This is a genomic window from Phyllobacterium sp. (assembly GCF_037994425.1).
Taxonomy (GTDB): Bacteria; Pseudomonadota; Alphaproteobacteria; order Rhizobiales; family Rhizobiaceae; genus Phyllobacterium.
In genome coordinates, this window is sequence record NZ_JBBNAM010000102.1 from 1 (window position 1) to 7,731 (window position 7,731).

Annotated in this window: 9 protein-coding genes; 5 read left to right on the forward strand and 4 right to left on the reverse strand. The window is 54.9% G+C overall.

Translation table 11 applies throughout. The annotated features are described in order from the left end of the window. Positions 1 to 178: 178 nt before the first annotated feature. The gene (locus AAAB35_RS07165; protein ID WP_340667533.1) at positions 179 to 1,009 is read left to right on the forward strand and encodes a universal stress protein; all 831 of its coding nucleotides are present in this window, start codon (positions 179 to 181) and stop codon (positions 1,007 to 1,009) included. Positions 1,010 to 1,040: 31 nt separating this feature from the next. Then, positions 1,041 to 3,581 (forward strand): cation-translocating P-type ATPase, encoded by a 2,541-nt coding sequence (locus AAAB35_RS07170; RefSeq protein ID WP_340667534.1) that lies wholly within the window; start codon positions 1,041 to 1,043, stop codon positions 3,579 to 3,581. A 244-nt stretch (positions 3,582 to 3,825) separates the two neighbouring features. On the opposite strand, the gene AAAB35_RS07175 is transcribed toward AAAB35_RS07170, so the two are convergent. Continuing rightward, positions 3,826 to 4,395, reverse strand: a complete 570-nt coding sequence (locus tag AAAB35_RS07175) for a flavodoxin domain-containing protein (RefSeq protein ID WP_340667535.1) — start codon at positions 4,393 to 4,395, stop codon at positions 3,826 to 3,828. Positions 4,396 to 4,539: 144 nt separating this feature from the next. Here AAAB35_RS07175 and AAAB35_RS07180 point away from each other — a divergent pair, with 144 nt between their 5' ends. Then, positions 4,540 to 5,274, forward strand: a complete 735-nt coding sequence (locus AAAB35_RS07180) for a MarC family protein (RefSeq protein ID WP_340667536.1) — start codon at positions 4,540 to 4,542, stop codon at positions 5,272 to 5,274. A 467-nt stretch (positions 5,275 to 5,741) separates the two neighbouring features. Here AAAB35_RS07180 and AAAB35_RS07185 read toward each other — a convergent pair whose 3' ends face one another. Genes AAAB35_RS07185 through AAAB35_RS07195 form a run of 3 tightly spaced genes read right to left on the reverse strand, consistent with a single transcriptional unit; the run spans position 5,742 to position 6,874 of the window. Continuing rightward, positions 5,742 to 6,173, reverse strand: coding sequence for a YeeE/YedE family protein (locus tag AAAB35_RS07185; protein ID WP_340667537.1), 432 nt, complete (start codon positions 6,171 to 6,173; stop codon positions 5,742 to 5,744). Further along, on the reverse strand, positions 6,170 to 6,586 hold the full coding sequence (locus AAAB35_RS07190) for a YeeE/YedE family protein (RefSeq protein WP_340667538.1): 417 nt from the start codon (positions 6,584 to 6,586) through the stop codon (positions 6,170 to 6,172). Before AAAB35_RS07190 ends, AAAB35_RS07185 begins: the two co-directional genes overlap by 4 nt. Positions 6,587 to 6,640: 54 nt before the next feature. Beyond that, entirely contained in the window at positions 6,641 to 6,874 is a 234-nt protein-coding gene (locus tag AAAB35_RS07195; protein ID WP_340667539.1) for a hypothetical protein, read from the reverse strand. 242 nt (positions 6,875 to 7,116) lie between these two features. Here AAAB35_RS07195 and AAAB35_RS07200 point away from each other — a divergent pair, with 242 nt between their 5' ends. Then, entirely contained in the window at positions 7,117 to 7,509 is a 393-nt protein-coding gene (locus AAAB35_RS07200) for a phasin family protein (RefSeq protein WP_340667540.1), read from the forward strand. A 49-nt stretch (positions 7,510 to 7,558) separates the two neighbouring features. Continuing rightward, positions 7,559 to 7,731: hypothetical protein (locus AAAB35_RS07205; protein ID WP_340667541.1), on the forward strand; the 173-nt coding region annotated here is incomplete at its 3' end.

The window sequence follows — 7,731 nt, forward strand, 5'->3', positions numbered from 1 at the left end:
GTACATGCCGGAATTTCGACGTGAGTTCTGTTAATATGACCATCGTAGACCTCCTTATCTGCCGGGAGTGTATCGAAGAAATTCCGTTCCGCTTTGATCCAGCGCAATGAGTCCTGTGCTGCTCGGCCCTATGGCTGAGGCTTGGACAAATATGGTTCCTCAATCAAGGACAGTTGCCATGTCGTGCAAGAGCGTCTTTTGCGTCATCGGAATCGATCAGTGTGATCGCGACATCGTAAATGCCGTCCACCTCTGCAAGGAGCTAGACGCCCATTTGAGTGTCCTCATCGTATCGCTTGCGCCAACTCCGATGGGCGGTTACGGCGTCGTGGTTTCCCCGGCGTGGTTGCTCGAGCGCGAGGCAGATATTGCTGCGATGAAGAAGAGAGAGAAACAAATCATATCGCTTGTCCAAACGGCTGGCCTTAGAGCCGATGTCGACAGTTACTATTGCGAAAAGGATTGGGCGGACGAAATTATCGGGCAACGTGCACGGTTTTCCGATATCACCATCATCGGTCCGGATCTTCTGCATCAGCCAGCACTGAAGAGCGTCGCTTTGAGTGGTGCGCTGTTCCAGTCAGGAAGGCCGACTCTGGTGGTGCCGTCAGGCGCGCGAGCGACGCTGCGTCCGCACAAGGTTTTGTTGGCGTGGGATGGGCACATCGAGGCAGCACGGGCAGCGCGTGAAGCCATCAATGTTATGGTATCGGCCGTGGACGTTCATCTTACGATAGTTGACGGCGATGACGCGGATCTTACGCGTAGCCTTCCGCAGTTCAATATCGTTGCCTATTTGGAAAGGCACGGCATCTCCGTTAAGATCGATCGGCTTCGCTCATCGGGCTTGACAGTCGCAGACAGTCTCAAACAACACGCTCACGAAATCGCTGCCGACATGATCGTCATGGGGGCCTATGGGCACTCGCGTCTGCGTGAGCGTCTCTTTGGTGGTGTAACCAAGTCCATGATCGACACATCACCCATCCCAATATTCATGATGCGCTGACCTTTCTTTGTCGGATCACCGAGGTGCCAAGATGAACGTGGAGCCACCGATTCCGATGTCTGCGGGGCTGACGAGTGCCGAGGCCAAGTGCCAACTTGACAGATACGGACCCAACACCATGCCGGAAGATGGCGGCAGGTCTGGTTTGGCTATCGCCAGAGAAATTCTGACCGAGCCGATGTTGTTGCTCCTGATGGCGGCAGTAACGCTTTATCTCGTGATTGGGGACCTTGCGGAAGGTCTTCTCCTGGCTGGCTTTGCTGTCCTCACTATCGGGCTCGTCTTCTACCAGCAGCAGCGTAGCGAAAACGCGCTTGCCGCCTTGCGGAACTTGGGCGCTCCCTCAGCGCGTGTCGTTCGTGACGGCAAGGAGTGCATCATTGCCGCCCGTGAGGTCGTAGTGGGAGACGTGATGCTGCTAGATGAAGGGGAACGCGTTCCAGCTGACGGAATGCTGATCAGCAACGTTGGCTTGGTTGTCGATGAATCGCTGCTGACAGGAGAAAGTGTTCCTGTCCGCAAACATGCAGGCGACTGCGGTGAGCTGGCTGCAGTGCCCGGAGGCGACGACCAGCCATTCGTCTATTCCGGAACGCTTGTCGTCAAGGGCCATGGAACGGCGATTGTGTCTGATACCGGACTACGAACCCGTGCCGGACGCATCGGCGTTTCGTTGGCGTCGATCGTGGTGGAACGAACCCAGCTTCAGGTCTCGGTCAACCGGATCGTTCGGCTTTTTGGAGGATTGGCCGCGATCGTGTGCTGCGCATTGGTCATCTTCTACGGCGTCTATCGAGAGGACTGGCTGCAAGGCCTTCTGTCCGGCATCGCGCTTGCCATGAGTATGCTGCCCGAAGAGTTCCCGGTCGTTCTGACAATTTTTCTCGCGATCGGTGCATGGCGGCTTGCACGAATCAAGGTTCTCGCTCGACGGCCCGCCATCATCGAAACTCTGGGGGCAGCCACCGTTCTTTGCGTTGACAAGACCGGAACCCTCACTGAAAACCGCATGCGCATTCGATTCCTCGATACTTTGACTAACCAACTCGAAGTCGAGTCTGATTTTCGGGACATACCGCAAGCCATTCTTCCGCTGGTCGAGGCCGCTTGGCTTGCGACAAGGCATGCGTCCATCGATCCAATGGATCGGGCGGTCGCAGGACTGGCGTCACGAGCCAAAGGCTATGAAACACTGGTTTGGCCGACGGTCCGCGAGTACGGCCTTAGTCCGGAATTGCTGGCAATGTCGATCGCTTGGAAGGACGACGCTGGGCATTTTGCGGTTGCCTGCAAGGGTGCACCGGAGGCCATTATTGCTCTGTGCCACCTCACGGATGAAAAAGAAGCAAAGATCTGGGAACATGTTCACACCATGGCTGAAAAGGGCTTGCGTGTTCTTGGCGTTGGTATCGGGACGACCACGCAGGGTGAATTACCTGAATCACAGCATGACTTCGACTTCACCTTTGCCGGGCTGGTCGGCTTCGAGGATCCGTTGCGGACGACTGTGCCCGCGGCAGTGCGTGAAGCATCCCACGCCGGAATCTCGGTCAAAATGATCACAGGTGATTATTCAGCGACGGCCCTGGCGATCGCCTCTGCTGCCGGAATTGACACTAAGCACGGCACTGTCACTGGCCAGCAGCTGGAAGGTTCCGACGATGCTGAGGTGGAACTGCTCGTTTCTAGCGCAAACGTCTTTGCTCGCATCATGCCCGAACAAAAGCTGCGGATCGTCGAAGCTCTCAGACGCCAGGGGGAGATCGTTGCCATGACGGGTGACGGCGTCAATGACGCGCCAGCGCTCAAGGCTGCACATATCGGCATCGCGATGGGGAAACGCGGCACGGACGTTGCGCGCGAAGCGGCAGGCATGGTGCTGCTCGATGAGGATTTTGGCAGCATCGTTAGCGCGGTCAGGATGGGGCGGCGCATCTTCGATAACTTGCGTAAGGTGATAATATACATTTCAGCGATCCATGTTCTGATCGCCGGGTTGGCGTTGGTGCCTCTGATCGCCGGCATGCCGCCTCTATTCTTTCCAGCGCACGTGGTTGTGATCGAAATGATCATCGACCCGATGTGCTCGATTGTTTTTGAACGCACGCCCGCCGAGGGGGATATTATGCATAGGCCGCCGCGTTCGGTCGAGAATCCGCTGGCAGGAATCCAACAGATAGTTTTTGGCCTTCTTCAAGGCAGCGTACTTCTCATCGTTTGCCTCGCGATTTACCAGGGACTGTTATTGCAGGAAGCATCCGTCGAAGCAGCGCGAACTGCGGCATTCATTGCTGTAACGGCCGGGAATTTGTCATTGGCCTTGGTGAACAGCAGCCGCGAGCCAGTTCTTGTTCATATGCTTGACCGCGGTCGAATGACGTTCTGGATCGCGGCGGTTATCGCAGTTTTGGTCGTTTCAATTTGCATTGTCCAGCCCAGTTTGGCCGAACTGTTCGCTTTCACTAGGCCCGAGATTGGACAAGTTGTGCTGGCTGCAGGTGCCGGGGTGTTTGCAGTGTTGGTGTTCGACACGATGAAGCTCATACCAGCGGTACGACGGATTGTAGGTTAGGGGAAAGATTGGCTGATGCCGCAATATTGCGCCGACGGCTTTGGTCGGAGAATTTACCGTTTACCCCTAAACCACGACAGGACCGTTGGCCAAAACGCCAACGCTCCAATAGTCATGGTAATCAAGGCGACCATCACAAACATCTGCAGTACCCCGAAGTTTGTAGCGTCTCGTGCAACAAACATTCCGGTTATGGCGCCTGCGACAATCAAAAGCACGCGAACGAGCCAACTAATCATCACTGCTACTCGCCTGCGTTGCGTTCATCGGCAATGCCTTGCGAGAAGTCATCAACAAAGTTTTTCACTTCGGTCCAATTGGTAAGTTCGAAATCGTGTTTTGTGTCGATGGGCCCGTCCTCCGAAGCAGCTATGCGCTTGAGCATCCAGCGCTTGAAAAAGTCGTACTGCGTGTATTTGAGCGCGCCGGCGCAGTGAAGCACGGACCGAGGCCTCCAGCCCGTTTCGTCAGACAGCTGCGACGGATAATTCCTCGCCTCAGTCTTTTCATCGTCATCGGCGCTCGCAATGGAAAGCGACACGGAAATGAACGCCGACGGCATGTCGTTGAGAACTTCGCTCCAGCTGTGCACATAATGGACGAACGGGGACGGATAATGACCTATATGGACAGGTGCACAAAGAATCACGCCATCGCTAGTGCCCGGATCCGCAAATCCGATTTGGTTCGCGTCGGTTAGCATGACCATATTGCCCCGTGATTCCAGATGACTGGAAACAGCTTCCGCAATCTTTCGAGTCTGCCCCTCAATTGTAGAATACAGCACCAAGAAATTCATGGCGTAGCCTCTCACATCAGAATTTCAAATGAGCTTCTGCCATCGCGCGGCGTCGTGCATTGATCAGAGTCAAAGTTAGGCACCGCCTGTAACTGTTACGTACTGTCGTCTCGCTGATTTCAAAGACACACTACACGCATGAATTCTTGGAGCTTGGCAATGCCGGCGTATCGAGCGCTCAGATCGATTCTCCTAATCTACATGCTGGCGATCATGTTGTCCGCCCTTTTTCCCATGCAAACCCTTGCGCAATCGACGCTTGAAGCAGGAACGCCGGACGTTGGGTTCGGTGCGCGGAAAATGTTCCTCATGCTCTTTCTGATGCTCGGCCCGATCCGGATCCTGGTACCCTTCATGGCCATTGCGGGCGACTGCGCCCCAGGCTTTCGGCGACGGATGGCCACGAGAGCAATCCTCTTTTCGGCGGCCGCACTCGCTGTCGCCGGACTGCTTGGACGCACCATGCTCGAAAACTTCGAAATCTCGCTACCGGTACTCGCGATGACCGGAGGCATCATCTTGCTTCTCGTTGCTTTGCGAACCGTCTTGCAGCCTTCTGCCGGCCCACCGGATCGACTGACGGAACCCGGCCAGCCACCAGACCTGGGACTAGCCCTCACTCCGCTGGCGTTTCCGACCATTGTCACGCCCTATGGTATCGCCGCTGTGATCGTTTTCGCGACGTTGGCGAGCGGCCACCAAACGGAGGGTCTCACAGTGGCCGCTATTGTATTGTTGATCCTAGCGCTCGACTGGATGGCTATGATGTTCGCCGAGACGATTCTAAGGTGGATCGGAACGGCGCTTCAGGTTTTGGCAGTTGTGCTCGGGGTCACCCAGGCAGCTCTCGGTCTGCAGATCATTCTGCATAGTATAAGCATGATGACCTGGTAGATTGGATGCTTCTGGCGAAGAGCAAGCCTATACGCGTAACGCTGATCCTGGCTTTGGTGCCCCGCGTAACAAGCTTGCCTGTTGCGCCTGGATCGACTGTCGGCTTAAAGCCATCCGCTCCCCGCGTGTCCAACCCGGTCCCGATGGGTCTGAAGCGCCGCATGAGTCTACACCGACCAGCCGCAAATATTAGCGACAATCTCTAGGAGCTGCTGCTTCTTGTACCCGTTGCCAGTATCGTCCGGCTGAATTTTATCTATCATCTTGGGCTCTTTACGCATTCACGACATACGGGCGCATGAATGGATGCAGAGCAATCCACAAGTTTGCGTAGAATTCGACCACGTTTCGGCAACCAATGATTGTCAGTGCGTGCTCATCATTGGGCAATATGAAGTACTGGCCCCGGGCCGCGGAAAAGTGGACCGCTACAGTGTCCGTGCCGGTCGTTTTCGTTGTGCTGGCTTTCACTGGCTCTTCTTAAGAAAACGGTCGTGAACCTGCATGCCGACGATCATGCAGACGACGAAAACCATTGGTTTAATCAATCCCATTGACAACAAAGCCACGGCGGGGCCGGGGCACAACCCTCCAAGACCCCAACCGAACCCGAAGATAGCCGACCCCAGTATGAGCGGCACGTCGATTCTCTTATTGGTGGGAACGTGGTATCGCGGTTCGAGGATCGGGCGACTCGATTTCCACATGAGCTGGACTCCGAGCGCCGCAACAGCCACGGCTCCCCCGAGCACGAAAGCGAGACTGGGATCCCATACACCGAAAATATCAAGGAATCCTTGCACACGTTGCGGATTCAGCATTCCGGACATAGATAATCCAAGGCCAAATACCAATCCAGAAACTAAAGCGATGACGAGTTGTCCGTACGGATGCTTCATAGCCCGCAAACCCTCAAGATCGTCACAGCAGCGATGCCTGTTGTCAAGAAGGTGACCACGGCTACTATCGAGCGGCGCGAAAATCGCGCTAGACCCAACACACCATGACCGCTGGTGCATCCGGATCCCATCCGCGTCCCGAATCCGACTAGAAATCCCGCGCAAATGACCAGCGGCCAGGAAGAGGTGATTGTGACCTCAGGCCAACGGCCGGATAGGCCTTGGAACAGGAGCGGACCCAACGTCAGCCCCAGGACAAAGGCAGCGTTGAGACCTATGTTGAGGCCCTGCGCCAACCGCCCGACAATTCCGCTGATGCCGGCAACACGCCCGTTAAACAGGAGGAACATCGTCGTGGATAAACCGATAAGCATGCCGCCTATCAAAGCCGATAAATATTGGGGTAATTCCATACTCGATCCTTAGCAGAGCGCATCGAAGTGCACTTGTCCGAGGAGGTTAAAGCATCAACTCTTCTTGCTGAACCTTTGCAAATAGCTCACCACATCGAATTGGACCTTGGCGTCCAGCTTAAGGGCCGCCCGATCGGCAATCCTGTTCATAGCGGCAAGGACTTCAAGCTTTCCCCATCCCGCGTCGAATGCATCGCTAAGCAATTCCATCAAACGCAGTTGAATTGCCAACTCGCAATCTTCGGAACGCTTGGGGTCGTTCAGCACGCGGCGCGGTCTCGCGATCATGAGATACCCTTATCTTGAACAGAACTTCCTTTATATGGCCGTTGAGATAGTAGTCTCGCCCGAAAGGTCCGACTTTGACTTCAATCAAAAACGGACGCTGGTGTTGCTTACACAGTGGGTTTTTTTCCAATTGAGCCAAGTTTGACCTGAGTCAATGACCGTGAGCTAGTGGCATGCGAAACATGTAAATATCTTGTTGCAATTCTGCTTTCAAATTTCAAACCTCGACTGAAGGATCAGATATGTCTTATCAAGTTGAATCTCAGCAAACTTCGGCAGCTATTGGATCGGTACCCTTTGGCCACGTCGCGCAATCCCTGGTCAGGGCGTGCACACATGTACAGGCGCATGCTTTGAAGGGGATAATCCGCGCACAAATCGAGGGCTTGGCCTTCGCAAAACACCGCTACGAACGTAACCTCAAGTTGATTGACGATCTGATTGCTTCGGAGAAGTATCAGAACACCTTCGGGGTTTACGGAGAATTCTACCGCGACGCAGCTTCGGAATATGCTGAGGAAATGCGGAAACTGACGTCTCTTGGTTCTCGCCTCGTTTCAGACTCAGCCGAGCTGGTGGATGGAGAGGTTGATAAGGTATTCGAGGATGCGGCGGCTCGAACCATAGGCCCATAAGCCAATTAGGCGTGGCGATTTATCCTAGAATGGTGATTAGGAGGCTTCGATGTCCGACGGTGAAGTTGTCACAGAAAATCAGCTGTCGCGCCAGGAGCTGGACCAGATTGACTTGTATTGGCGGGCGGCCAACTACCTGACTGTGGGTCAAATCTATTTGCTCGACAATCCGCTCCTGCGACGGCCACTTAAGCTTGAGCATGTGAAGCCGCGGCTGCTGGG

Excerpts from the sequence above, each read along its gene's own strand:
- AAAB35_RS07165 (WP_340667533.1), top strand. The coding sequence starts at position 179 with ATGTCGTGCAAGAGCGTCTTTTGCGTCATCGGAATCGATCAGTGTGAT.
- AAAB35_RS07170 (WP_340667534.1), top strand. The coding sequence starts at position 1,041 with ATGAACGTGGAGCCACCGATTCCGATGTCTGCGGGGCTGACGAGTGCC.
- AAAB35_RS07180 (WP_340667536.1), top strand. The coding sequence starts at position 4,540 with ATGCCGGCGTATCGAGCGCTCAGATCGATTCTCCTAATCTACATGCTG.
- AAAB35_RS07185 (WP_340667537.1), bottom strand. The coding sequence starts at position 6,173 with ATGAAGCATCCGTACGGACAACTCGTCATCGCTTTAGTTTCTGGATTG.
- AAAB35_RS07190 (WP_340667538.1), bottom strand. The coding sequence starts at position 6,586 with ATGGAATTACCCCAATATTTATCGGCTTTGATAGGCGGCATGCTTATC.
- AAAB35_RS07195 (WP_340667539.1), bottom strand. The coding sequence starts at position 6,874 with ATGATCGCGAGACCGCGCCGCGTGCTGAACGACCCCAAGCGTTCCGAA.
- AAAB35_RS07200 (WP_340667540.1), top strand. The coding sequence starts at position 7,117 with ATGTCTTATCAAGTTGAATCTCAGCAAACTTCGGCAGCTATTGGATCG.